Here is a 26,463-nt window from a genome sequence, read left to right on the forward strand (position 1 = left end):
AATAAGTCTGCGAAAATAGTATTTTCTAGTAAATTATAAAAGGAGATGTTTGCTTTTTATAAGCGGTTAGGACGTATTAATCGATTTCTAGAATTTTTAGAAGTACTATGTTTATTTTTGTGGATGAGACTTCTTCGATAGTAAACTTAAAATTATCGATCTGTACATTATCATTTTCTTGAGGAATTTCTTCCGTTGCATTAACAATTAAACCCCCTAATGTTTCATAATTTTCACTCTCGGGAAGGTTTAATTTGTAGGTTTCATTGAGATAATCGACTTCTAGCCTTGCTGAAAATTTATAGGTGTTTTCGTTGAGTTGTTCTTCTATCATTTCTAGTGTATCGTGCTCATCTTCAATCTCACCGAATAGTTCTTCTATAATGTCTTCAACCGTCATTATACCAGACGTTCCACCATACTCATCTATAACAATAGCTATGCTCTGTCGCTTTTTTGTTAAAATATTGAGCACATCCTTTATGAGAATGGTTTCTGGCACAAAACTTACAGGAATAATGATAGACTCAATCGTTTTGGGCTTCTTAAAGAGCTCAAAAGCGTGCACATAACCTAGAATATCATCAATATTATCTTTATAAACGATAATCTTTGTCCGTCCGGTTTCAATAAATAACTGTCTAAGATTATCAATAGATTCTGAAATATCTACAGCAGAAATTTCAGTACGTGGTACCATAACTTCTCTGGCTTTTACTTCTGAAAACTCGAGTGCATTTTGAAAAATCTGAATTTCACTATCTACATCGTCATGATTTTCTACAGATTCCATCTGTTCACTAATGTAGTTGCCAAGCTCTACCTTGGTCATTGCCAAAGCCACATCCTCACCTTTGGCTTTAAAAATGTATTTAAGAACTGCATCAGAAATCCAAAGTACTAAATCAGAAATCCAAGAAAACAGTATATAGAATATGTATGTTGGTAGTGCTAATACCTTGAGTAAAGTGTTTGCGTAAATCTGAAAAAACACTTTAGGAAGAAATTCTGCCGTGATTAATATAACCAAAGTAGAAATTACGGTTTGAGTCAATAATTGCAAATCGACCAACAAATAACTTAAAGTTGTACTGTCTGAGGGCAATAGAGATTGAAACCAATGTACTAAAACATCACCCATTTTAAGACCATAAATAACCAGGGCTATGTTGTTGCCTATAAGCATGGCAGCAATATATTTTGAAGGTTTAGCGGTTAACTTGGCTAAGATTCTACCTAAAAAATCATCTTGCTTTTTTTCGAGCTCTATATGGATTTTATTGGAAGAAACATAGGCAATCTCCATACCAGAAAAAAATGCTGAAAGTATAAGTGTAGTTATAATAACAACTATATCTACAGTCATAATTTACTTTTTGTTACGGTCCTCAAACTTCTTACCAAATCGTTTCCTGAAGAAAAACATAAATATGGCTAGAGCTGTAAATAACAATGACATATAAGACCTACTTCTATTTACAGACCAATTAGAAATAGCATCCCATAGAAATAATGCTGCAAAAAATATGTATGCGTACTGAAAGAATTTTAGGATTTTCATTGGTTAGCTTATCAATTGTATTAAAAGTGTAAAGATAGTTAATTATCAAGTTCAAAGTCACCACCCATTTCTAACATCTGAAAGTTTTTAAAATCCTTGTCAGAATCAAACCCCAAACCATGCAATGGGCCAACAGTACGATTAAACACCCAAGATTTATTGGTAAAAAGCCATTCCAGTTTTTCATTGTAATACAATTGTTCTGTAACTAAAGTTTCTTGCTCGTGGGTTGTAATGGTGACATTACCCCTTAAATCAATAATATTTGTTTCTGTATAGAAGATGGCGTAATTAGATGTTATGGTAGTTAGCTTATTATCATCATCATAAATCTTTAAAAATATACCATTTGGAAACTCCCTAAACGGAAACTCTCTGTTAGAGTAATCTAACATTTTTAAACTGATAAGGTTTGCCAACAAACGTACTGTGTCTAATTTAAACTCAGTGTATTTTAAATCTATATCTTTAGCTTCACCAACAGGTTGGTTTTGAAGAACACCTACTTTTTGTACGTCTCTAAAATCATTTTCACATGCAAAAAACAAAGTCACAACAATTGCTGTGACTAAGTTTTTTATAATATGTGAATATTGTTCTTGCATTAAATTTTTGGTACCGTAACTGAGCGACCAATCCAACAACCAATTTTAATTGTTGTACCAGAGCAACCACAGTTAAAGATATCTGCCTTACTTGGCGCACTAGCTCTATAACTCGCTGCAGATTTTGCTGCTGCCGACTTTAGACGACCATCTACTCTACCTGCTTTTTCTGCTTCGATTGCAGCCAACCAAAATACAGCTCTTTTGTTAAAGTTTGTATCACCGCAGTTATTTGCACTTTTAGCATACATTGCTGCAATTGCTAGGTGAGGTGAACCATCAGATGGGTTTAGTTTTAAAGCTTCCATATAATATTGTCTTGCTTTACTGTAATTCCCTTTGCTTTTATATTCATTAGCTAACTTCTTATACTGCTTTGCTTTTTTCAAAGGATCTTTCTCTAACTGTACAAATTGATCAAAATACTTTTGCTCACCAGTTAATAGATAGAGATACAAGGCTGTATCAGCACTTGGCTCTATACTGTTCTTCTGCTCTACCAACTGTAAGAATAATGGATCGTCTTTACAACCTTTGGCATACATACGGTTCATGGCACGTTGTAACCATACACTGTTATTTTTATTTTGCTCAAAGTCTTTTTTGTACAATGGTACTAGAACCTCGCATGTAGCTCTATCACCAAGCTTACGATCCATACTTGTGGTTACTTTCTCTAGAGCCTCAAGGCTTTTTTGGTAATAATCCTTGTACTGTAATTCTTTCTTGGTTAAAGCAGTATCAGACTCTTCTTTCTCAATTAACTTGTTGAGTTCTTCAGTATGGGACTTTTCTATACTTTCAATTAACTCAATAACATCATCATACTTATCAAACATCTTCTGAGCATCTTGTGATGTCTTTGCGCCAGCATCATAAATATCTACTGCCAAAGAAAAATAGGTATACAAAGCTTGAGGATTGGTAAAGTTTTTAGCATCCTTTTGATAAGCTTCTTCAAACATACCATAAAGCTGCTCATTTGTTTTACCTAACTCTTTTTTGTACTTATACGCTAAGTTAGCTTTATCTTCCAATACTTCACCAAGTTCGTATTTAGAAGCAAAATACTCTCTACTTTGGTCATGTAGCAACATTAAATCGTTAACGTGTGCTATTTGATCTGCACCAGTGGAATTTTTAATTTTATGCTTCAAGATTTTCTCGCCATGAACATAGATGGCTCTGTTAAATTTTGGACACTTGTTTCTTACAATTTTCCATGGCTCATAAGCATCATCATATTTCTTGCTTTTAACGTAACTATCAAAAATCGACAGATTGTTCATACATTCTTCGTCTTGCTGAGCAAAACCGATGTTAAAACCTGCAAATAATGCTAATAATAGTATCGTAATTCTCGTCTTCATCTTATTATTTATGTTAGTTATACTTCCTTTGTCTAAACCATCTAGCGTTCAAAGATAAACTTAAGTTAAAATTTATAAAATTCTCTTCAACTAAATTTTGGTTAGTTGTGCCTCGCTTTCCAATTTCAAAGCCAAAATTGGCATTAGAAAATAGATTTCGGTCTCCAACTGGTAAACCTAGACCAAAAGATATGCCAAACTCGTTAATTGACTCATCATTTATTACCAAACCTGTATTTCCGTAGTTAAATCCTGCTCTATAGACCACGCGCTTTAGATAACCAGAGAAGGCGTTATAGTTAGGGATATAGAAGCCTCCAATAGCTATTTGAGAAGCATTTTCGTAAGACGCATTAGTATTGTTGAACACTGGATTAGAAAACTCGCTAGTGTTTTGAGTTGTAAATTCTGCACCAACAAACCAAGATCTTGGTTTACCGATACCAGCACCAATAGCTAATCGCGATGGGAGCGTTAACTCGGTTCTGTCTAAATTTTGCGACTCTAAATTGGCTTCTTCGGTTTGAAATATTCTTATAACATCGAATGTATTCTGGTCTAAAGACACTGTAGAAAACGTGCGCTCGTTTTCAGAATTTAGTTTAGTTTCTGGAGCATAAGCTAAAGTTGCCGATAATTCTAATTTATCAGATACCATTGTTTTGTATGCCAACCCAAAATTAAAGTTAACACCACTCAAATCTGATCTGTTAAACTCTCTGGTTTGGTATTGCACTAGTTCTCCTTCAGAATTGTATTCTAGAGCAATTGCTGTGTTTTGTATGTTTCCGAAGTTGTATTGTATATCTACCCCTGCACTTAATTTGTTAGAAATTTGATATCCAAAACCTGCAAATACTTTATTTACACCTCCTTCACCACTAAATCTATTGGCCAAATTATCATCGTCGTTAGTGTCATCTAACTTGTAGCCCACAGATGTATAAGGCAATAGACCGAACCCAAATCCAAATCTTCCAACTGGAACCGACAATGCCAAATAATCGAATGTAGAAGTATTGGTTTCGGTTTCACCAAAATCGCCCTTCAACGTAACATCAGACATGGTACCTGCTACGGTAAATTTTACAGGCCTGCTTTCTCCATCAAAAGGACCAGCATCAATATTTTTACCTACATATGCAGCAGGATTTCTAAGGTTAACATGTACGCTATCAATGTACACACCTATACCTCCCATACTACGGTTTTCCACAGTACCTTTGTATTTAAGGCTACCAATACCATAAAATGAATATGGAGACGCAGTTCCTTGTTGCGCAAAAGCTGTGGAACCTATAATTGTAATACAAATTACAATGAGTCGTTTTATCATTATTTTGAATTAAAATCTAGTATAAAATTCAAACCTTCTAACAAAAAATTTGAATTCGCAAATATGCTATTTTTTAATTGGTTTGACAAAAATTTGGCATCGCCTCCTGTTAAAATAACTGTTAAATCTTGATGTTTTGCTATATATTGGTCTATAACACCATCAATTTCTTTAATTACACCTATTATAACACCAGAATGAATGGATGATTCTGTAGAGTTGCCTATAATTGTTTTAGGTTGGTCTTTTACCAATAACGGAAGATTAGCCGTAAAATTATGGAGTGCTTGATAGCGCAATTCTATTCCTGGAGAAATTGCACCGCCAAGATACTCATTTTTATCCGTTACAAAGTCGTAGGTAATACAACTACCAGCATCTATAATCAATACATTATTGTTAGGAAACTGATTTACAGAAGCGCTTACTAATGCAATGCGATCCACACCCAATGTTTTTGGTGTTTCATATAGATTTTTAAAAGGTAGTCTTATCTTGTAGTTCAGTTGAAGCACCTTCATGTCCTTATCAATAATTTCAATATCTTTTTTTGATAAGCGGCCAACGGAAGAAATGACAGCATTCTTTAACTTTGGAAAATTGCCTGTAAGTAATTTATATTGCTTTTTAAATTCTGAAAGTTTAAAGCTTATTTTATGGATAAGTTTATCATTCCTAAAAACCGCAAATTTTACAAAGGTATTTCCAACATCAACTATAAGATTCATAAGCATTTAATAAAAGGCAAATTTATAAAATCAAATTTTACAAGTTTCTTTTTGTGAATAATAAAAATGAATATATATTTGCACCCGCCTGAATGACAAAATAATTATTATGTCGAGCAGGTGTGCTTATTTAAGCATGGTGCCTTAGCTCAGTTGGTAGAGCAAAGGACTGAAAATCCTTGTGTCCCTGGTTCGATTCCTGGAGGCACCACCTTTAAAACTCGTAATAGATTCATAATGATGATATTACGAGTTTTTTGTTTTTACAGGGTGCTATCTACGGTAGTAAATTGATGCTTTAGAAAAAAAGTGTGAATTACATGCTGATTATCAATATATTATAAAAGTAATAAGCTCTCTTTTGAGAGCTTGTTCTAGTTCTTTGAAATGATGAAAGTTAGTTACAGTTCGTCAAATAAGGATTCTCTATCCTTTCGTGTAGTAAAATGGTGCTTGATTATTTTTACAAATATGAAATGTAAATATTGTCATCAAATCAAAATCATTAAAAAAGGAAAGAGAAATAATCTTCAACGTTATTATTGTAAAGATTGTAAGCGCTATTTTCAAAATAACTATTTGTATATAGCTTATGAGAGTAATACAAATGATTTAATTAAAAGCGTATTAAAAGAAGGTTGTGGCATTAGAAGTATTTCTCGAATCATTCATTATTTCAAAGCAATATTGGCCTACGTCCGATCACATTAGCAATATGCATATAATGTTATTGCATTGGTAAATATAGTAGATGGCTCTGTGTGTATTATTAGTTTAACCGATAGTCAATCTTCAAAAAATTAAGCTTAATTTTAAAATTATAGTTAAACAAGTTGAAACGTAATGAAATTATATATAAAATACATGGTAAGCTTAAGATGTAAACTCAGGGTAAAATATGAGCTAGAAAAACTAGGCTTACATTATACAAGCATTGAGCTTGGTATGATTGAAATAAAAGAGAACATTACTGATGAACTAAAACAAAGACTGAAATCAAATTTAGCTCTATCGGGTCTGGAATTATTAGACGATAAAAAGAGTATTCTTATAGATAAGATAAAAAATGTCATAATTGAGATGATACACTATTCTGATGAAGTTCCAAAAGCTAATTATTCAGATTTTATTAGCAAAAAGTTGAATTATGATTACACCTATTTGTCTAACATCTTTTCCGAGACCAAAGGCATAACAATACAGCATTTTATTATCAAGCATAAAATTGAAAAAGCCAAAGAACTCATACTATATGACGAGTTAAATCTTACAGAAATAGCTTATAGACTTAATTATAGTAGTGTAGCCCATTTATCCAATCAATTCAAAAAAGTAACAGGACAATCCCCTTCGTTTTATAAAAAAATAGGCGAAAAAAGAAAGCATAATTTAGAAAATCTGTGATATATGTAACTCATTTAGTTTTTTTTACAACACCATAAATGACATTTACATTAACTTGAATCACAGTTAATTAAATACTTAAAACAATGTCAAAAGAAAAAGAGGGCAAGAAAAAAAATGGTAAAACTCCTCCTGCCAAAACAGCTAAAGAAAAAAAAGCCGCTAAAATTTTAAAGCGAAATGCAAAAAAGTATTCAGAATAGAAAAAGGGAAACATTAGAGCTTTTGAAGGATGAAAAATAGTGAGTTTGAAGAATCGACTACATTTAATTTACCGGATTTACTAAATTATAGTTCCAATACTATTGGAGTAAAAAACATAGTTGTTGAAAACACATGCGTCATACAGGCCTTTGCTTTTGATTTTGGCAAAGTCCAGTTATATAAAAAATCCACTTTTTCTCGATTCATTTATATTATTGAAGGAAAAGCTGAAGTGGTTATTAACAACAATTCCACCTTTATGCAAACTGGGGATTCAATTCTTATTCCTAGGGCTATTAGCAGTTCAATTGAAGCCAACCAACCATTCAAGATGATTTGTACTACAATAAAAATTGATTAAATAATTCACTTTACTCTTAAAGAAATAATAACAAAAAATATCATGGAAAATAGATTTAGTGCTGGGGATTTTGTGTTCGCCAAAGTTAGACCTTCAGTGCCGCTCATTGTTAGAGTATATGCTAGGAATATATATTATTGTAATATTCAGGCAGACCCTACTGCAAAAGAACTTGTCTATTTTGATAGAGAACTGATGCCGTATATAGACGATCAATTAAAAACTAATAATTTAAAAATGAATGACTATGAAAAGTAATGGGTAACGGTACAAATTAGTTGATAGAAAAATATGAAATGTAAAAAAATTAAGAATTTTGCTGTGAAAAATGGCAAACAATTCAATAGTAAACAACGTTACTGCAATTGAGAAATAAAAAGTGGATCATTTCCAGCGATTGAATGGTGGACTTAGGGCTACCGTACTAATGAGCCGCAAACCAATAAAGGATATGAGCTCACTATTCTATATTGAATCAGTCAAGAGAACTATAAATAGGGTATAGAAATGCTATATATGATTAGAAAAGATCAATTGATCTTTAATGGAAAGTCTGTGTTTAAATCATTTTATGCTTTGGCTAGCCAAAACGTTATTTAATAATTGTCTTACATTTAAATTTATTAGATGAGGCAGAAACAAAAACCTTAGGGGTAATAATTACTTTTTTTAAAGATTATCAATAAATAAATAACTAAGTAAAAATTAGTTAGTCCCAACATAAAGACATTACTTTACGCTTGTTAGTTACATCGCTTTTAGTAAAGATATTTTATTCTTTTCCTGTTTTAGTCTCCTTCCTATTTTATCACTAACAAGTTAATGTACAGGTCAGTACAGAATTATTTGTTTCATAGGTTTATCTTGATTAATGCACTCATTAAGTAAAAATTTAATTTTTCATATCATGGAAAGTAATGTAAAATTATTCAACAAATCCAAACCCAAAGGATTTGGATTTATCACAGTAGATGCACGAAAGAGGAAGTTCTTGTGCACTTATCAGGCTTAATTGATAATATCAATGAAAATGACAAAGTAAGATTTGTTACCGAACGAGTTAAAAAAAGGTTTAGTACAGTGAATGTTGATGTAATAATATAACAAAGGTTAAATACTATCTAGATTGAAGTGCTCTTTTTTAATTCAAATCAATCATATTCCATAACAACTATAAAATTGGTAGAAAAAATGAAATCGTGAGATAAAAGGCCTAAAACAAAAGTGAAAATCTATTGATAAGTTTGAGGTAGAACAACATAAAAATAAAGGAAAATCAAAAATTGATTTATTTAAGGATAATTACCTAAACATTAAATTATCATGAGACAGCTTCAAATCAGTAAACGGATTACCAATAGGGACGATAAATCCTTGGACAGGTATCTAAACGATATCAGTAAGATAGATATGATATCCTCTGAGGAGGAAGTGGAGTTGGCGATCAAGATTAGGGAGGGAAATCAATTTGCAATAGACAAGCTCACAAAAGCAAACCTAAGATTTGTGATATCTGTAGCCAAACAATATCAGCAACAGGGACTTACACTTTCAGATCTAATATGCGAGGGTAATATAGGTCTGCTAAAGGCTGCATTAAGGTTCGATGAAACCAGAGGTTTCAAATTCATCTCGTATGCGGTCTGGTGGATAAGACAATCTATTGCTCAGTCCATAGCCCAAGATTCAAGGATGGTTAGGTTACCCCTGAATAAAATAAATATCCTAAACAAGGTGAAAAAGGTCAATGCCTATTTTGAACAGGAAAACAATCGCCCTCCTTCATATCATGAAATTGCCGGCCTAATAGGTGTTTCGGCTTCTGAAGTCGAACTCTGCATAGAAAGTTCAAGTAGTCATATTTCTATGGATCAGCCTATCTTTGAGGATAGCAATTACAATAGACATGAACTTATAAAATCTGACACCTTTCCTTCCCCTGAAACTTCTTTGATGTCAGATTCCCTGCGAATAGATTTGCACACGGTTCTTAGTACACTTTCAGAAAGAGAAGCCGAGGTCATAAGACTCCATTACGGAATAGGCATTGACGCCCCTATGACACTTAGCGAAATAAGTCAATTATTTGGCCTGTCTACGGAACGGATACGTCAAATAAGGGAATCAGCAATACGGGGGCTTAAACGTTCAGGCAGGACGGATATACTTATAAAATATCTAGGATAAGCACCTAATTTAGCAAATAAATCACAGATAGAATATTCCGCAGTAATGTTCGTAAGTCGACAGTGACCAAGCAATTAATTATACTCGGTGTTGTCTATAGTACTATTACAGGTGTCTCGTATTAATTCTGTAGAAATAGTTAGAAATCGTAATAAAGATATATTATTTAAACTACCTTATAACAAAGCACTAAATCTGATAAATAGATTGGTTAATAATGAATTAGAATGGAAACATTAAATCAAATTTTAGAATCTGAAATCTTTACTTTTCGGACTTATACACTAAAAATTTCTCAATTAGTTAGCATTTTAGTAATTATTGTTGTGGCTAAATTCATACTTTGGGTACTTAAAAAAGCATTTTTCCGTAAAAATAAATCTAGCAAGATAGATACTGGAAGCACCTATGCCTTATTAAAAATCATTAAATATGTTGTATGGATTATTGCGATTGCATTAGTCTTAGAATCCATTGGTATTAAGGTCACTTTATTAATAGCAGGTTCGGCCGCATTATTAGTGGGTATTGGTTTAGGATTGCAGCAAACATTTAACGATGTAATATCTGGTATTATATTACTTTCGGAACGCTCTATAGAAGTGGGAGATGTTTTAGAAATTGATAATGATGTAGTTATAATTGAAAGTATAGGTTTAAGAACTTCTAAAGCAATGAATAGGGATGATATTTCTATTATCATTCCAAATTCTTTGATTACTACCAGTAAAGTAATTAATTGGAGTCATCAATCACATAAAACCCGTTTTAAAATTAATGTTGGTGTAGCTTATGGAAGTGATGTTGATTTTGTCATTAAAAATTTAGAAAAAAGTGCCTTTGAGCATCCCCAAATTCACAATAAGAAATTGATCGAAGCTCGTTTGTTAAATTTTGGAAGCTCATCGTTAGATTTCCAACTTTTATTTTTTAGTGCAAACATTTTTAGAATTGGAAAAATGAAAAGTGACATTCGAAGATTAATCAACAAGAATTTCACTAACAATAATATAGTGATTGCATTTCCTCAAATGGATCTGCATCTCAAGTCCAATATTAGCGAATAAAATAAGCATGGACATGCTATATTCGACAGGGAAAGTAAGAAGCGAGTTTATATATTTATAAACTTAAAAAAGAAATAATGTCAAAAGCACAAAATTTTCACACCACAGAATTTAAGAGCTGTGGAGCTTAGTTATACAAAAGGTAGTCTAAAACAAACCTGTAAAGATTTAGATATCTCCCTACACTCTTTATAGAGATGGCATCAAGAGTTAAAACAATATGGTAATAAAAATAGCTTCCCTGGAAAATGGACTTGCAACAAAAAGCCGGACAATTATTATCAAAAGTGGTTAAAATAGTTCGATTTTTGTCCCCTTGGCACCACCATAAAAAACCTAATTCAAACAAATTGGTTTTTTTGGTTTTCAATAAAAACAATTCATTATATTTCTAAGCCCGATGAAATTAATTATGAAACCAATGAAATGTTTAGCCCTACTATTTAGCCTTTTACTGACCAATGCATCTTGCAAAACCGATGATAACGGCAACACTACAACTCAAGAGGACAATCAAAAAGTTTATCATAACGGTAAAATTTACACGGTAAACACGTCACAACCTTGGGCTGAAGCTATGATCGTTCAAGGCAATACAATAACATTTATTGGCTCTAATATAGACGCTGAAGCAGAAGCTAACGAACATGCCGAATACATTGATCTTGAAAACGCGGTTGTGCTTCCTGGCTTTCATGACGTACATGTTCACCCTCTCGAAGCCTCCAGTGAAAATTTCTTGTTCACCTTAAATGAAATGGAGACAGATGCTGAAAACTATACCAATGATATTACCAATGCCTTAAGCGAAAATCCTGATGCAGAATGGCTATTAGGTTGGGGTCATTCACTAAACACAATTTTGGATGCCGATCGCCCACCTATCGAAATTCTAGACGAGATCTCCACAACACGGCCAATCGTTATAATGGAACAAACCTCACATTCAATCTGGGTAAATTCCAAAGCTTTAGAGCTAGCCGTTATTGACGAAGATACTCCAAACCCTGTAGGCGGCATTTATATGAAGGAGACTGATGGAAACCTTAACGGCATCTTAATTGATAATGCAGGAAATGAAATATTGGACGTTATACTCGCACCGACAGAGCAAACACTTGAAAACGACTATCAAGGCCTCAAAAACTACGGCTTGGTTGAATTAAGAAAATATGGTATCACATCGGTTTGTGATGCCAGAACTTATTGGAAACGCAATCATCACCAAGTATGGCAGCGTTTAGAAGATGAAGGCCACCTAACTGTCAGAGCCAACTTAGGACTTTGGGCTTACCCAGGTGAAGACGATGCTTCACAAATTGCAACATTACAATCGCTTTATAGAAACGAAGCCAATAGCTTATTAAAAATTAATCAGGTAAAGTTATACAACGATGGCATTGTCCATAATACCACTTCAGCGATGGAGAATGATTATCTGGTAGATTATTTTGGCGCATCGACCAATAATGGGCTCAATTACTTTGCCGAAAATAGAATAGCCAACTATATTGCACAATTAGAGCCCATGGGGTTCGATTTTCACATCCATGCTATTGGAAATCGCGGCATAAGAGAGAGCCTCAGCGCCATTGAGCAATCTGGTACGCCAAATGGTAGACACCGTATCACTCATGTGGAGTTTGTTAACGAAAGTGATTTAACTCGTTTTGCACAGCTCAATATTACTGCCGATTGCCAAGTCGCCGGCGATTTTACAAATCCAGAGTTTTGGAGCGAAAACGACGAACTCATCGGTAGTGAAAATACCCAAAACGTAGTGCCAATAAAAAGTTTAACAGAAGCCAATGCAAGATTAACATTAAGTAGCGATTGGGATGTGAGTTCCCTAAATCCATTTATTGGTATACAAAATGCCGTAAGCAGGGCACCAGAAAATATTTCTTTAGAGAACGCCATAAAGGCTTACACATTAAACAGTGCTTATGTAATGCGACAAGAAAATAGAGTGGGCTCGTTAGAAGTTGGTAAACTTGCTGATTTTATAGTCATTGATCGCAATATTTTTGAAATCCCCATATCACAAATTGGTCTGACCAAAGTAGACATGACGGTTTTTGATGGAGAGGTCATTTTTGAAAGAAATTAAGACCATCTCTTATAAAAACATTTCAATAAATCCTAAAAAAGCAAGTATCTTTCATGTGTATAATCAACTAAAATGAGTGATTCGTATATAGACCTACACTGCCATCCTTCCCTGAAACCCTACGGGAAGAGCTTTAAATACAAACCCCCGAAACAAAATCGCCTCAATAGCGGAAGAAAAAATTCGATATGGCATTATAGTCCTCCAAATTTTTTAGAGCGTCAGGTTAATCGATTGCTAACATTAACAAAATTTACTCAAACCGATTTAACAACCTTAGCCAAGGCCAACTGCAATATTGTCGTTGTTTCATTATACCCTTTTGAAAAACACTTCCTCAAAGACAAGATTTTGGGTTTTAAATTTATTTCAGATGCATTGGTGAATTTAGCTGCTGGAGTTAGTCAAAAGCGTATAGATAATCTTAGAAATCACAATAGCTATTTTAAAGATTTGGTTGATGAATACGATTACTACTTACAATTAAATAATATGGCTCAGATTATAGGTGGCGTTACGTTTACTTATCGTTTGGTCAATAGTTACACTGATATTGAAAATAACAGAAATAGCTCTACTCCATCTAGAAAAATTATAAGTTTAGTTAACACAATCGAAGGAGGTCATGCTTTTGAAACCGGCTTGCATCGCAAAAAAAATACAGCAGATGAAACTACAGTTTTAGAAAACATCGATACAGTTAAAAACTGGGAGCACAAACCACTTTTCATTACCTTGGCACATCACTTTTATAACGAAATTTGTGGACATGCCAGAAGCATAAGTATTGGTTTGATTAAAAAGCAACAAAACCGCGGTCTCAATTCTGATATTTCAGATTTAGGTTTTAAAGTCATCGATAAACTATTAGACAATTCGCAAGGCAAACGTATTCTAATTGATGTAAAACACATGAGCAGAGCGTCTCGAAAAACCTATTACCAATTGTTGGAAACCATATATGCTGATGAAAATATTCCAATCATTGTAAGTCATGGAGCAATAAATGGGAAACTAAGTATTGAAGAACAAGATACATCTGATTCTAAACTTAGCAAACAGTTCAATGGCGCAGACATCAATTTTTATGATTCAGAAATACTTCGAATTGCGAAATCAAAAGGTATTTTTGGATTACAATTGGACGAACGCCGTATTGGAAGTAAACGCGCCATTAGAAATTCTCGAATTTACTGGCCAAGTAAAAAAAGACGCTACAGTAATAAATCTCAATTGATCTGGAACCAAATTCAACACGTTGCAGAATTGCTCGATAAAAACGGCTTGTTCTGTTGGGAAACAGTTGCTATAGGCTCAGATTTTGACGGTATAGTAAATCCCATAAAAGGTTTATGGACAGCTGAAAACATAGCAGACATTAAACCCTTTTTAGTCGAAAAAGCTGAAAATTACTTAAAAGGAAACAGTTTAAACTTACAAGCTCAAAATCAAATTTCAGCTTTAGAAATTATAGATCGTTTATTATTTACTAATGCCAATATTTTTTTAAAACGAAATTTCAAATAAAATAGGTTTCTTTGTATCTCTACTGTTGCTTTGAGCATAGTTTAAGATAGACTATTTTTTTAGCAAAAGTATCTTGTAAAGCAAACAGAAATATATTTTAAATTATAATCGATTATGCTATAATTGACCGTTTAGTTACATTTAGAGAACCATAGATAAAGATGAAAGACAAAAAACGTTTCATGAAAGAAGCAGTAAATGCTGCTTTAAAAGGAATGCAAAACAATGAAGGTGGTCCATTTGGATGCATCGTTGTTAAGGATGGTAAAATTGTAGGTCGCGGCAACAACAGAGTAACATCAACTAACGACCCAACAGCGCATGCAGAAGTTACAGCCATAAGAGATGCTTGTAAAAACTTAGATTCGTTTCAATTAGATGGTTGCGAAATCTATACCTCTTGCGAACCTTGCCCAATGTGTTTAGGTGCTATTTATTGGGCACGACCAGACAAAGTGTATTACGGAAGTGACCAAGTAGATGCTGCCAATATTGGTTTTGATGACGAGTTTATCTATAAAGAAATTCCCCTACCATATGAAGAAAGAAGCATCCCTTTTGAGCAATTGGCTCGTGATATTGCTTTAAAACCATTTGAAGAATGGACAAAAAAAACGGATAAAACAGAATACTAACCATGGAGCAATTAATTTCTGAAGCTGAAGATTGAAGAAATTCAAAAACTTACTTTCAGACATTAATTCGCAAAACAAATAGTTTATCTTAAATTTACCGTTCAATCTCATAGAAGCAGAAAACTTTATAAAATCTACCAAAATATTTATTAGATTCCTGTTTTTACAATAAGTTGTATGATATCACAAAACACCATAGCACAAGTATTTGAAACCGCTCGCGTTGAGGAGGTCATTGGTGATTTTGTTCAGCTTAAAAAATCAGGGAGCAACTTTAAAGGTTTAAGTCCTTTTAGTGAAGAGCGCACACCAAGTTTTATGGTCTCTCCCGTAAAACAAATCTGGAAGGATTTCTCAAGTGGCAAAGGCGGTAATGCGGTAACGTTTTTAATGGAACATGAGCATTTTACCTACCCTGAGGCTATAAAGTATTTAGCTAAAAAATATAATATTGAGGTTGAGGAAACCGAACGAACCGATGAAGAAAAAGCTCAGGCAGACGCAAGAGAAAGTCTATATTTGGTAAGTGAATATGCCAATGAATACTTTCAAAAAATATTGCACAAAACCGATCAAGGAAAAGCCATTGGTTTAAGTTATTTTAAAGAGCGTGGATTTACGGAAGACACAATAGAAAAGTTTCAATTAGGCTATTCGCTAGATGAATGGCAAGCCTTTACAGATGATGCTTTGAGCAAAGGCTACAAATTAGACTTTTTAGAACAAACAGGCTTAACTATTGTTAAAGAAAGCAAACGTTTCGATAGGTTTAAAGGCCGAGTGATGTTTCCCATTCATAGCATGAGTGGAAGGATTCTTGGTTTTGGAGGTAGAATTTTAACCAACGATAAAAAAGCTGCAAAGTATCTCAATTCCCCAGAGAGCGAGATTTACCATAAAAGTAAAGTGCTTTACGGTTTATATTTTGCCAAGCAAACCATTGCCAAAGAAGATAATTGTTATTTGGTGGAAGGCTATACAGATGTTATTCAATTTTATCAAACTGGAGTTAAAAATGTGGTATCATCTTCAGGAACAGCTTTAACATCAGAACAAATTAGATTAATAAACAGATTAACCAATAATATAACCGTGCTTTTTGATGGTGATGCCGCTGGTATTAGAGCTTCTATTCGTGGCATAGATTTAATTCTTGAGCAAGGCATGAATGTTAAGGTATGTACCTTTCCTGATGGTGAGGACCCAGATAGTTTTGCAAAATCCAATACCCTAGAAGAGCTTACAACATACCTCAATGAGAATGCTAAAGACTTTATTCAGTTTAAAGCATCGTTATTGGTAAAAGAAGCTAAAAATGATCCTATAAAAAAGGCAGAAACGATTCGAGAAATTGTGAATAGCATTGCAAAAATACCTGATGCTATTAAACGCGAAATCTATGTACAAGAATGTGCCTCTATAATGGACATTAGCGAAAATGTATTGTTTAGCACATTGGCACAAATTTCTAAAAAGGAATTTCAGAATGCCAATAAAAAATACAAACAAGAACAAAAAGCTTTTGAAGTTGTAAAAAATGAACCACAACAAAAGCAAAAGGTAGATGTACAGTACGAGTTAGAACGAAAAATTATTGAAATACTGATGCTTTATGGAGACCGAACTGAGCAGTTTGAAGATTTGGTTTTAAAAGAAGATGAAGTTTCTGGCGAATTACTTTTAGAACCAGCTATACATGAAGCACGTGTATTTGAGAAAATTTATCTCGACCTTCAAGAAGATGAAATGATGTTTTCTAACGAGAAGTTTAAAGAGTTGTACTATTCAATTATTGATAGATTGAATCAAGATGAAAACTTTTCGACCAAAGACTTCATCAATCAATTGGATCAAGAATCGGCCAGCGAAGTCACTAGCATATTGATGGAAGATGAAAAATACAATCTCCATGATTGGGAACGCAATCAAATCATCCCAAAGGAAAAAGAACATTTAGTTCCCCAATTGGTGAGTCAAACCATTTTAAGTTTACGTTGTTATTTAATAGACCAAAAAGTAGCCGAATACAAGAACGAAACATTAAAAGAAGGAGCAGACTCCCGATCAATCATAGAAGATGTTAAAGACTATGTTGAACTTAAAATGTTACTATCTCGAAAACTCGGAAAGGTAATTGGAGGTTACATGACTAAGTAAGGTTGTGGTGCTTTGCCTGATGAATTAAATCTACAATGTTGGTAACATTCAATTTCTTATAAAGCCTTGCTTTGTAAGTACTCACAGTCTTTTCATTGATGCTCAATTCTTCTGCAATCTCTTTGTTTTTTCTACCAATAGAAAGCAGTTTTAAAACTTCAACTTCTCTGGTCGACAGTTTTTTAAACATACGACTTCTACTCTTTCGAGTATCTTCGTAGCGCAAATGCTTATCCATTTTTTCGCTTAACGAAACTTCACCATTATGGATTTTTCTTATGGCAGCTTCAACAGCATCAACACTTGCAGTTTTGTTTAAATAGCCTGAAGCGCCTGCTTTAAGTGTACTTATAGCATAAATTTCTTCTGGCTGGTGACTAAACATCAATACGTTAACATGAGGATTCTCTTTTTTAATCGCTCTAAGTGCAGTAATACCATTAAGTTCAGGCAAATCGACTTCTGAAATGATAACATCAACTTTATGACGTCTTATAAATTCAAAAATCTCAATACCACTACTTAACTTACCAACGACTTTAAGGTCTGGTTTACTCTTTAAGAACAATTCTAATCCAGTTCTTACGATAGGATGGTTGTCAACAATCAAAATATGTATCATGATAATTGAATTTGGTTAGGGTTAGTTAATTGGTACAATAGCTAAACTAGGTTTAAAAGTATCTTGGAGATTTGTTGTGTAAAAGTAACTAAAATTTAAACAGTGCAAACAATTTATTCGATAAACTGCAGTTTTCATCTTAATTCCTTAGGAATCTCACAAATCGGTATAGGAACCATTTTATGCTGATTTCTAGAATTATAACTCATAAAAATTTCAAAAACTTCATGTTTTCTACCTGTAAAATCATCGGTAGTTTTTCCTTCATCTTTCATCTTCATAGCCCATTCTAATTCTGGATAAGATGCGCCTATCTGATCTTCATCGCTACGAGCATCCCCAAAAAGCCCGTCACTTGGAGCTGCTTTCATAATAGATTCAGGGACATTAAGGTAATCACCAATCTTATACACCTCAGATTTTAGCAAATCTGCAATTGGACTTAAATCTACACCACCATCCCCATACTTCGTATAAAAACCGACACCAAAGTCTTCAACTTTATTTCCTGTTCCGGCCACCAAAAGCCCCAACAAACCTGCATGATAATATAAGGTTGTCATACGCAAGCGTGCTCTAGTATTTGCTAAAGCCATGTCTACAGTAGTTTGTTTGCCATCTAAGCTTACTTCGGTTTTAAACTCTTCAAAAACAGGTGTTAGATCCACACGTGCATCGCTAACATTGGAAAAACGCTTTTTTAACTGTGAGATGTGTTCTTGTGCTCTTGTAACATGGCTAGCCGCTTGGTGAATAGGCATTTCTATACACAAAAGGTCTAAACCAGTTTTGGCACAAAGTGTAGAGGTTACTGCGGAATCAATTCCACCAGAAATACCAATAACAAAGCCATTAACTCTAGCTTTCATTGCATAATCTTTCAGCCAGTTTACTATATGGTTGACAATCTTTTCTGTTTGCATAATGCTTAAAATTTACAACAAAGAAGCGTACCTTTGCACAACAAAAATAACAGAAACGTGTTAGGTTTAAAAATGTTTCGTAAAATGTCCATGAGAATTTACATAATATTACTATTGGGGCTCGTTTTACTGTCTTGCAATGAGGATTCTAAGCTAGAAAACGAAATCGCTAAAATTGAAGCAAACTTTACTGTAGAACGTTTTGATAAGGCATTTTCTAATGTTAAGCCTAGAGATTTACCAAAACTCAAGGAAGCCTATCCCTTTTTGTTTTCTAAGCACGTACCAGATTCGGTATGGATATACCGGATTAATGACACCTTACAAGATATGTTATTGAATGAGGTGGAAAACTCATATTCTGATTTTGAAAACATAAAACAAGATTTAACAGGCTTGTTTCAGCATATAAAACACTACGATAAAACGTTTAGTATACCGAGAGTCATCACACTGACCAACGATGTAGATTACAGGAACAAAACCATTGTTACGGATTCTTTAGTACTCATTGCTTTAGATAATTTTTTGGGTAAAGACCATGAGTTTTATCAAAACATACCGAGGTACATAGCCGCTAACATGGCAAAAAATCAAATTGTGCCAGAGGTTGCCGAAGGGTATGCAAAAAAGTATACGTTTCAAACTAATAGAAAAACCTTATTAGATGAAATGATTTACTTCGGAAAGCTACTTTACTTTAAGGACGTTATGATTCCGTTCGTATCTGATGCAGAGAAAATAGGCTATACACAACAGCAGATAAAATGGGGTGAAGCTAACGAGAGTCCTATTTGGAGTCATTTTATTGAAAAAGAAATGTTATACAGCACAGACAGTAAATTACCTAGCAGGTTCATTGCCGACGCTCCTTTTTCTAAATTTTATTTGGAATTAGACAACGAATCACCAGGACGGCTAGGACAATACATGGGCTGGCAAATTGTGAGAGCTTATGCTGATACTACAGGTGAAGATGTAATGAGTATTTTACAAAAAGAGCCCGAAGAAATTTTTATTAAATCTAAATTTAAACCTAAAAAATAATGGCAAAAACCATGACATCTAAAATAGAACTTAATGTAGAACTTGACGAAAACCGCGTGCCAGAAAAACTGAATTGGTCTGCACAAGATGGCGGCGTGAATAATGAGGAAGCTAAAGCCATTATGTTGTCTGTTTGGGATAGTAAAGCTCAAGAAACCTTAAAGATAGATTTGTGGACCAAGGATATGCCTGTTGACGAGATGAAACTTTTTTTCCATCAAACTTTAGTGACTATGAGCGATACGTTTATGAGAGCCACTCAAGACGAAAAGATGACAGCTACGATGAAGGACTTTTGCGATTATTTTGCAGAGAAATTAGAGCTAAAAAAGTCATAGCGCTTTGCTAAAAGTCGTATTTAGATAGGTGTTATAATCAGGTTGAGGCTCTTGCTTCAAAACATAATTAGTCCAAGCTAAACGCTCATGGTTAATAACTTCCAATTCCCAAACACAAGGGGCCAAGCCATTTCCAGAAACTTTTTCAAAAACAGTAAGGTTATTATAATCGGTTTTAAAAATATGTGTATTTAACATGTTGTCGCCAACCCACCAATTGATTAATGAAAAGATGCCTTCTGTACCTGCATGCAAAATTAAAAAGCCAATGTTATTGTGTTTTGAGTTAAATCCATTGGTTAATGCCAGCCATTTTATCAGCTGTCCTTTTGCATTGTTGTAGAATATAGTATTATCAAAGTCTCCATGCTTGGCAATGGTATAAATTTTTATTTGCCAACCATTAACTTTATGTAATTCTTCAAATCTTATTTTTCGTGGCTTGTAAGTCGTCATGGTGTTAATTTAACGCTTTTCGCTAAAACATTAAACTTTAAAAATCACTTTTCTAAAGATTTTCTATACATACTAAAAACAATATTGAAATAAGCCTCGACATTACACAGCTAATACAAGTATATTAATATTTGTGTCTGCTTCTTGGAATTTACAAAACTATGTTATGTGTGTTTTTAATTAACCGCTAATCGATTATTAGCTGTAGTATAATAGGGTACAACACTAAAAAGATCTGAAGAAGATGAATTAATATAATCTGGATTTTCAACCTGTTCTTTTATAAAATTTACAGTATCATACACTTCCCATGCCGTCAGTTTGTTTAGTTTTCCAAAACTGGTTTTAGATTCTAACTTATTCTTTTCAATCATTTTCAATACCGCATCTTCCTTAACCAATCGCATAGTTTTATGAGAGCTATTGCCATTATTGGTTTCTTCTAATACCCAGTAAGATTTTTGATTTTTAGCAGTCTTTTTTGATCTCCAGTTCAACATGTTCGTCAAACTTGTTCTTTGTCTAGTGTGGGCTTGTTGCTTTACTTCTTCCACTAGAATTGACTTACTGTTTTCAATTTCACCAATAGCTTCACTTTCTTCAATTGGTATTAATTCTTTTAACGATTTTGGCAATATTATTTTAGATATGGTATCGAAACTTATATTAGCTTTTGGTTTATAGTTATGGTAAACTATTTTATTTTCAGTTAGATAAAGTGTGTTGATAGCAGATGTAACTGCTTTTTTAGGTATAGTTAGGGAGGTTTTTTTAGAATGTTCTTCAATATCCTCATGCCTAAGAAGTGTCATTATGATGCGCTTATCTATCAAATTAGCCTGTACAACAAGTCTGCCCAAAGGAGTTTCATTTAAAGCAATTTTAACATCCTTGCTGCCAACTTCTATCCTTTTTTCAAAATTCTGATTAAAAATTTCTATACTATAAATTATCTTATCACTTGATAAGATTAGACTATCACCACTTTCATTAAGACCATGTTTTAATTCTTTAGCCCTAAAATTAATGTTCTGTAACAATGTTGATTTTTGACCATAGGATGCCAACATCGTAAATATAAAAACCAATATGGAAAAGCTTTTAAACATTAAAAATGAATTAATTAAATACCAGTGTACAAATATTCTAAGATGCTAAATTATTCAACAACTCCCCTTTAATAAGAAATTTAAGATGCTTTGCATTTTTTTTAGCTGATATGCTTTCTACCTCGTTGTAATACAAAAAAATAGGATTTAAACATTAGTCTCTGCTGAGTATTATGCCGTATTTTTATAAATTAGCCTATGCGAAAAATACTATTTGGTGTCATCATTACTCTAATTGTCTTATTTACGTTTAAATACTGTGGTGATAAAAAGGAAAATAAAATCGAACTTCAAGAGAGCACAGCTTTAATACAAGAACAGATTAAAAATGTTGGTAAATTGGTGGTTACAGAGGGGCATTTTAGCGAAGTATTTACCTATAAAAATTCTAAAGCCGTTTTTGGAGATTTGTTAGAAGCAGAAAAGCGGGCTATAGTGATAGTTAATGCCGATGTAACCATAGGATACGATTTAAGTCAAATAGAATATAAAGTATATGAAACTACTAAAACCTTACAAATATTAAACATTCCAGAGGAAGAAATAAAAATTAGTCCAGATTTTGAGTATTATGATATTCAAGCCGATTTTTTAAATCAGTTTGAAGCTAAGGATTATAATGAGATCAAAAAAACAGTCAACGCCTCTCTAATGAAAAAAATCGAAAATTCAGATTTAAAATCCAACGCACAAAATAGATTGATAAGCGAGCTAGGAAAGTTCTTTATTCTAACAAATTCTTTGGGTTGGACATTAGAATACAATCAAACACCAATCGAATCCATTGAAAGTCTTCAAAATTTAAAACTATAGTTTATTCTTTACACTCACCCAACCGCCACCGTTAATGGCATCTACATTGTTTAGATTTAAAAACTTAGCGGCCTTTGCAGAACGTACTCCACTTTCACAACATGCAATAATTGGCTTGTTTAATTGCTTAACTTCTTCTACCCTGTTTCTTAATTCATCTAAAGGAATATGAACAGAGTTTTCAATATGTCCCGCATCCCACTCGCGCTGTGTTCTTACATCTAATATTACAGCTTCATTTTTTAAATAGGTTTCTACTTGACGCTTTTTGGCACCAAAAATAAAATCTAAAAATCCCATGGCTACTTTTTTGTTTAAATTTACGAATAATATAAGTTTATAGGTATTTGAAAAAAGAAACACGCAGAGAAGAAATCATCAGAGTCGCAGCAAAACTATTTAAGGAAAAAGGCTTTAGCGCTGTTACTATGCGAGACCTTGCTGCCGAAATGGGGATAAAAGCGGCTAGCCTCTACAACCATATAAATTCAAAACAAGACATTCTTAATGATATCATCATTTCTTTAGCCGAAGCATTTACAGAGGGCATGAAACTTATTCAATCTTCTAACAAGAATTGTATCGATAAGCTTAAGCAAATCATTGAACTACACGTTAAGCTATCGAGCCAAAATGTATATGGTATGGCATCTTTGAACAATGATTGGATGCATTTAGACGAAAAACTAAAATACTACCAAAAGTTACGAATAGACTACGAAGATGACTTTAGAAGTATTCTCAAAGAAGGAATAGCTTCTGGCGAGATTATAAATGTAAAGCCAGATGTGATGATGTTTTCCATTCTCACCACTTTACGATCATTGTACATTTGGATACCAAAAAAAGAAGAACTCAACCTAAAAGAACTGTCAAGTACATTGAGTCAAATCCTGATAACCGGAATTAACAAATAGTTTAGATTTAATTTTATAACTTTGCTAAATAAACTAACAATTGTTAGTTATAGGTTTACACTTTGGCAATATGGCAGAATTTCATAACTTAAAAGTTGCAGATATTTATAAGGAAACGGAAGATACGTCAGTAGTAACTTTTGATATTCCTTTAGAATTACAAGAAACTTTCAAATTTAGGCAAGGGCAACATTTAACTTTAAAAACGGATATAAATGGTGAAGATGTCCGTCGTTCATATTCTTTATGCTCAAGTCCAAATGAAATTAAATGGCAAGTCGCAGTAAAACAAATCCCTGGAGGTAAGTTTTCAACTTTTATTAATGAAGAATTAAAAGCTGGAGATCATCTTGAAGTCATGGCACCTAGCGGTACATTTGGTGTAGATATAAATCGAGAGAAAGCCAAAAACTATTTGTTTTTTGCTGCAGGAAGTGGCATCACGCCTATACTTTCTATGATAAAAACGCATTTGGCTTCCGAACCAAATTCAACTTGCAAGCTATTTTATGTGAATAAAACAGCAAAATCCATTATCTTTAAGGAAGAGCTAGAGCAACTCAGAAATAAATATTTCGGGAGGTTAGAAATTTACTATTTCCTAACCAAGGAACGCCGAGATATTGAATTATTTAATGGACGTTTTGATGATGAAAAAATGCAGGTACTCTGCAAAACGTTTATAGATATACCAGATACTAGCGAAGTGTTTTTATGTGGTCCTGAGAAAATGGTAAATTATGTGAGTGAGTATTTGGTTAACGCAGGTTTGCCCAAAGAATTAGTGCATTTTGAGCTGTTTGTTACTGGACTTTCAGAAGAAGATATAAAACGTGCAGAGCGATTAGCCCAACAAAATGTTGAAGGCATAGAAGTAACCATTGTAGATGGTGGAAAAGAGTTTTTATTCACTATGACAAAGGCATATGATAATATTTTAGACGCAGCACTTGGCGCAGGCGCAGATTTACCATTTGCCTGTAAAGGAGGCGTATGTAGCACCTGTAAATGTGAAGTGAAAGAAGGAGAAGTTGAAATGAAAATTAATTATGCCTTAGACGAAAAAGAAGTGTCGCAAAATTTGGTGTTGAGTTGCCAAGCTGTACCAAAAACAGAAAAAGTAGTAGTAGATTTTGATGTCTAATAAATTCCTGCAAAAGCAGAAATCTCATTTGTGCAATGAGAAACAATGATATGTTATTCTTGCGAGAGTAAGAATTCAAAATATATTGAAAAAGAAGTTTTACCAGCTAAAAGCGAATAGCTAATAGCCAAAAGCTAAAAACTATGAGTGAAGAACAAATTAAGAATTCTCGGACTGAGCATAGTCGAAGTCTAGAAAGACAATTCAATGAACGCATAGAGCGTGACGAAAAAATTGAACCAAAAGATTGGATGCCAGAGAAGTATCGCAAGACACACATTAGGCAAATATCTCAGCATGCGCACTCTGAAATTGTAGGTATGTTACCCGAAGGCAATTGGATTACAAGAGCACCATCATTAAGACGTAAAGTAGCTTTACTAGCTAAAGTTCAAGATGAAGCGGGCCATGGACTGTATTTGTACAGCGCTTGCGAAACTCTTGGTATATCAAGAGATGAACTGTATGAGCAATTACATACTGGGAAAGCCAAATATTCAAGTATCTTTAATTATCCAGCATTGACATGGGCAGATATGGGAGCAATTGGTTGGCTGGTAGATGGAGCAGCAATTATAAATCAAGTACCATTATGTAATACATCTTACGGACCTTATGCCAGAGCAATGATTCGCGTTTGTAAAGAAGAAAGTTTCCATCAAAGACAAGGTTTTGAAATTATGCTGAAATTGGCAAACGGAACACAAGAGCAAAAAGAGATGGCTCAAGATGCACTTAACCGTTGGTGGTGGCCAAGCTTAATGATGTTGGGCCCTACTGACGATAAATCTGTACACACAGAACAATCCATGAAATGGAAATTGAAACGTAAAACAAATGACGAGTTACGCCAGCAGTTTATAGATCAAACTGTGCCCCAAGCAGATGTTTTAGGGTTAACAATTCCAGACCCTGATTTAAAATGGAATGAAGAACGTAAGAGTTATGATTTTGGTAAAATCGATTGGGACGAGTTTTGGCAAGTTGTAAAAGGTCATGGACCGATGAATAAAGAACGTATGAAAGCCAGAGTCGGTGCTTGGGAGCGTGGAGAATGGGTTCGGGATGCTGCAATGGCTCATGCAGAAAAGAAGCAAGCCAGAAAAGAGAAACAGGCAGTTTAAAAAATTAAATCTGAATCTGAACTTGAAATCGAAAAATGAGCGATAAAAAATTTGATTTATCAGAACGACTTGAAGATTTTGCTGCACAAATCATCTTATTATACGATAAAAAGCCAATGTCTTATGCAGGCGATTATTTAACAAAACAATTAATAAGGTCTTCTTGTTCTTCAGCTTTAAATTATGGGGAAGTTTTAGGCGCAGGAACAGATAAAGATAAAATCAATAAGTTGAGAATTTGCTTAAAAGAATTAAGAGAGTCATTAAGAAATTTAAATATTCAAACAAAAGCAAAGTTATTCTCAGAAGATAATTTAAAGGATCTAAAAGATGGAAATGACCAATTAATTAGAATCATTGTAACAAGAATTAAAAATATTAATTAAACTATTTCGAATTCAAATTCGATTTCAAACTCAAATTCAAATGAAAAATTGGCCCTTATGGGAAATCTTCGTAAGAAGTAAAAACGGATTAGAACATAGACACTTTGGCAGTCTTCATGCAGCAGATTCTGATATGGCGTTAGAAAATGCTAGAGATGTTTACACAAGACGTAATGAAGGTGTAAGCATTTGGGTTGTGGAATCTAAACATATCACGGCTTCAAACCCAGAAAACAATGGCGAATTATTTGAGCCAGCTCAAGATAAAGTGTACCGTCATCCTACATTTTATGATGTACCGGACGAAGTAAAACATATGTAAAAGCGAAATC

General features: G+C 33.6%; 28 protein-coding genes, 1 tRNA gene and 1 pseudogene. 19 read left to right on the forward strand and 11 right to left on the reverse strand.

Going from position 1 to position 26,463, the window contains the following annotated elements; genetic code table 11:
• Positions 1-76 precede the first annotated feature (76 nt).
• Genes KCG49_RS08765 through KCG49_RS08790 form a run of 6 tightly spaced genes read right to left on the reverse strand, consistent with a single transcriptional unit; the run spans position 77 to position 5,600 of the window.
• Complete coding sequence (locus tag KCG49_RS08765) at positions 77-1,366, reverse strand: hemolysin family protein (protein WP_218545922.1); 1,290 nt, start codon at positions 1,364-1,366, stop codon at positions 77-79.
• Between the two features lie 3 nt (positions 1,367-1,369).
• A complete protein-coding gene (locus KCG49_RS08770) occupies positions 1,370-1,561 on the reverse strand; it encodes a hypothetical protein (RefSeq protein WP_218545924.1) in 192 nt (63 codons plus the stop codon).
• 38 nt (positions 1,562-1,599) lie between these two features.
• Positions 1,600-2,166 (reverse strand): LPS export ABC transporter periplasmic protein LptC, encoded by a 567-nt coding sequence (gene lptC / locus KCG49_RS08775; RefSeq protein ID WP_218545926.1) that lies wholly within the window; start codon positions 2,164-2,166, stop codon positions 1,600-1,602.
• On the reverse strand, positions 2,166-3,536 hold the full coding sequence (locus KCG49_RS08780) for a tetratricopeptide repeat protein (protein WP_218545927.1): 1,371 nt from the start codon (positions 3,534-3,536) through the stop codon (positions 2,166-2,168). The genes lptC and KCG49_RS08780 overlap by 1 nt, the downstream gene beginning before the upstream one ends.
• A gap of 13 nt (positions 3,537-3,549) precedes the next feature.
• Positions 3,550-4,872 (reverse strand): BamG family beta-barrel-assembly machinery protein, encoded by a 1,323-nt coding sequence (gene bamG, locus KCG49_RS08785; RefSeq protein ID WP_218545929.1) that lies wholly within the window; start codon positions 4,870-4,872, stop codon positions 3,550-3,552.
• Complete coding sequence (locus KCG49_RS08790) at positions 4,872-5,600, reverse strand: type III pantothenate kinase (protein ID WP_218545930.1); 729 nt, start codon at positions 5,598-5,600, stop codon at positions 4,872-4,874. Before KCG49_RS08790 ends, bamG begins: the two co-directional genes overlap by 1 nt.
• 138 nt (positions 5,601-5,738) lie before the next feature.
• On the opposite strand from KCG49_RS08790, the gene KCG49_RS08795 reads away from it, so the two are divergent.
• The 11 genes and pseudogenes from KCG49_RS08795 (at position 5,739) to dnaG (ending at position 17,252) form a co-directional block, all read left to right on the forward strand.
• Positions 5,739-5,811: transfer RNA gene (locus KCG49_RS08795), tRNA-Phe, on the forward strand.
• A 260-nt stretch (positions 5,812-6,071) separates the two neighbouring features.
• Positions 6,072-6,269: pseudogene (locus tag KCG49_RS16580) on the forward strand (transposase-like zinc-binding domain-containing protein); the annotation flags it as partial.
• A 174-nt stretch (positions 6,270-6,443) separates the two neighbouring features.
• Positions 6,444-7,004 (forward strand): helix-turn-helix domain-containing protein, encoded by a 561-nt coding sequence (locus KCG49_RS08800; RefSeq protein ID WP_218545932.1) that lies wholly within the window; start codon positions 6,444-6,446, stop codon positions 7,002-7,004.
• A 232-nt stretch (positions 7,005-7,236) separates the two neighbouring features.
• The gene (locus tag KCG49_RS08805) at positions 7,237-7,569 is read left to right on the forward strand and encodes a cupin domain-containing protein (RefSeq protein WP_218545934.1); all 333 of its coding nucleotides are present in this window, start codon (positions 7,237-7,239) and stop codon (positions 7,567-7,569) included.
• A 42-nt stretch (positions 7,570-7,611) separates the two neighbouring features.
• On the forward strand, positions 7,612-7,827 hold the full coding sequence (locus tag KCG49_RS08810) for a hypothetical protein (RefSeq protein WP_218545935.1): 216 nt from the start codon (positions 7,612-7,614) through the stop codon (positions 7,825-7,827).
• Between the two features lie 1,065 nt (positions 7,828-8,892).
• Positions 8,893-9,756 (forward strand): sigma-70 family RNA polymerase sigma factor, encoded by an 864-nt coding sequence (locus tag KCG49_RS08815; protein WP_218545937.1) that lies wholly within the window; start codon positions 8,893-8,895, stop codon positions 9,754-9,756.
• 227 nt (positions 9,757-9,983) lie between these two features.
• Positions 9,984-10,823, forward strand: coding sequence for a mechanosensitive ion channel family protein (locus KCG49_RS08820; protein WP_218545939.1), 840 nt, complete (start codon positions 9,984-9,986; stop codon positions 10,821-10,823).
• A gap of 421 nt (positions 10,824-11,244) precedes the next feature.
• Complete coding sequence (locus tag KCG49_RS08825) at positions 11,245-12,933, forward strand: amidohydrolase (RefSeq protein ID WP_218545941.1); 1,689 nt, start codon at positions 11,245-11,247, stop codon at positions 12,931-12,933.
• A gap of 72 nt (positions 12,934-13,005) precedes the next feature.
• A complete protein-coding gene (locus KCG49_RS08830; RefSeq protein ID WP_218545942.1) occupies positions 13,006-14,460 on the forward strand; it encodes an amidohydrolase family protein in 1,455 nt (484 codons plus the stop codon).
• 161 nt (positions 14,461-14,621) lie between these two features.
• Complete coding sequence (locus KCG49_RS08835; protein ID WP_218545943.1) at positions 14,622-15,095, forward strand: nucleoside deaminase; 474 nt, start codon at positions 14,622-14,624, stop codon at positions 15,093-15,095.
• A 177-nt stretch (positions 15,096-15,272) separates the two neighbouring features.
• Positions 15,273-17,252 carry a DNA primase gene (gene dnaG, locus KCG49_RS08840; RefSeq protein ID WP_218545944.1) on the forward strand — a complete coding sequence of 660 codons (1,980 nt, stop codon included), beginning with the start codon at positions 15,273-15,275 and terminating at the stop codon, positions 17,250-17,252.
• On the opposite strand, the gene KCG49_RS08845 is transcribed toward dnaG, so the two are convergent.
• Both KCG49_RS08845 and nadE read right to left on the reverse strand, forming a co-directional pair.
• Positions 17,245-17,874 carry a response regulator gene (locus KCG49_RS08845; RefSeq protein WP_218545945.1) on the reverse strand — a complete coding sequence of 210 codons (630 nt, stop codon included), beginning with the start codon at positions 17,872-17,874 and terminating at the stop codon, positions 17,245-17,247. The genes dnaG and KCG49_RS08845 overlap by 8 nt on opposite strands.
• Before the next feature lie 134 nt (positions 17,875-18,008).
• Positions 18,009-18,797: an NAD(+) synthase gene (nadE, locus tag KCG49_RS08850; RefSeq protein WP_218545946.1), complete on the reverse strand. Its 789-nt coding sequence runs from the start codon at positions 18,795-18,797 to the stop codon at positions 18,009-18,011.
• Positions 18,798-18,887: 90 nt separating this feature from the next.
• Between nadE and gldB the strand changes: the two genes are divergently transcribed.
• Together gldB and gldC are read left to right on the forward strand one after the other, a co-directional pair.
• A complete protein-coding gene (gldB, locus tag KCG49_RS08855) occupies positions 18,888-19,844 on the forward strand; it encodes a gliding motility lipoprotein GldB (RefSeq protein ID WP_218545947.1) in 957 nt (318 codons plus the stop codon).
• Complete coding sequence (gene gldC, locus KCG49_RS08860; RefSeq protein ID WP_218545948.1) at positions 19,844-20,182, forward strand: gliding motility protein GldC; 339 nt, start codon at positions 19,844-19,846, stop codon at positions 20,180-20,182. Before gldB ends, gldC begins: the two co-directional genes overlap by 1 nt.
• Here the strand turns inward: gldC and KCG49_RS08865 are convergent.
• Positions 20,177-20,638 carry a hypothetical protein gene (locus KCG49_RS08865; RefSeq protein ID WP_218545950.1) on the reverse strand — a complete coding sequence of 154 codons (462 nt, stop codon included), beginning with the start codon at positions 20,636-20,638 and terminating at the stop codon, positions 20,177-20,179. The genes gldC and KCG49_RS08865 overlap by 6 nt on opposite strands.
• A gap of 176 nt (positions 20,639-20,814) precedes the next feature.
• Entirely contained in the window at positions 20,815-21,747 is a 933-nt protein-coding gene (locus KCG49_RS08870; protein ID WP_218545952.1) for a hypothetical protein, read from the reverse strand.
• A gap of 198 nt (positions 21,748-21,945) precedes the next feature.
• Here KCG49_RS08870 and KCG49_RS08875 point away from each other — a divergent pair, with 198 nt between their 5' ends.
• On the forward strand, positions 21,946-22,560 hold the full coding sequence (locus KCG49_RS08875) for a DUF4230 domain-containing protein (protein WP_218545954.1): 615 nt from the start codon (positions 21,946-21,948) through the stop codon (positions 22,558-22,560).
• On the opposite strand, the gene KCG49_RS08880 is transcribed toward KCG49_RS08875, so the two are convergent.
• Positions 22,555-22,860, reverse strand: coding sequence for a rhodanese-like domain-containing protein (locus tag KCG49_RS08880; RefSeq protein ID WP_218545955.1), 306 nt, complete (start codon positions 22,858-22,860; stop codon positions 22,555-22,557). The two genes, KCG49_RS08875 and KCG49_RS08880, sit on opposite strands and share 6 nt — an antisense overlap.
• Before the next feature lie 47 nt (positions 22,861-22,907).
• On the opposite strand from KCG49_RS08880, the gene KCG49_RS08885 reads away from it, so the two are divergent.
• The 5 genes from KCG49_RS08885 to paaB all read left to right on the forward strand — a co-directional run bounded on the left by KCG49_RS08885 (position 22,908) and on the right by paaB (position 26,453).
• Positions 22,908-23,477, forward strand: a complete 570-nt coding sequence (locus KCG49_RS08885; RefSeq protein ID WP_218545957.1) for a TetR/AcrR family transcriptional regulator — start codon at positions 22,908-22,910, stop codon at positions 23,475-23,477.
• 70 nt (positions 23,478-23,547) lie between these two features.
• Positions 23,548-24,621, forward strand: coding sequence for a 1,2-phenylacetyl-CoA epoxidase subunit PaaE (gene paaE / locus KCG49_RS08890; RefSeq protein ID WP_218545959.1), 1,074 nt, complete (start codon positions 23,548-23,550; stop codon positions 24,619-24,621).
• Positions 24,622-24,764: 143 nt separating this feature from the next.
• Positions 24,765-25,745 (forward strand): 1,2-phenylacetyl-CoA epoxidase subunit PaaA, encoded by a 981-nt coding sequence (paaA, locus tag KCG49_RS08895; protein ID WP_218545961.1) that lies wholly within the window; start codon positions 24,765-24,767, stop codon positions 25,743-25,745.
• A gap of 35 nt (positions 25,746-25,780) precedes the next feature.
• Positions 25,781-26,131, forward strand: coding sequence for a four helix bundle protein (locus KCG49_RS08900; protein ID WP_218545963.1), 351 nt, complete (start codon positions 25,781-25,783; stop codon positions 26,129-26,131).
• 40 nt (positions 26,132-26,171) lie between these two features.
• Entirely contained in the window at positions 26,172-26,453 is a 282-nt protein-coding gene (gene paaB, locus KCG49_RS08905) for a 1,2-phenylacetyl-CoA epoxidase subunit PaaB (RefSeq protein WP_218545965.1), read from the forward strand.
• The last annotated feature ends 10 nt before the right edge of the window (positions 26,454-26,463 follow it).

Source organism: Winogradskyella luteola (genome assembly GCF_019203985.1).
Classification (GTDB): domain Bacteria; phylum Bacteroidota; class Bacteroidia; order Flavobacteriales; family Flavobacteriaceae; genus Winogradskyella; species Winogradskyella luteola.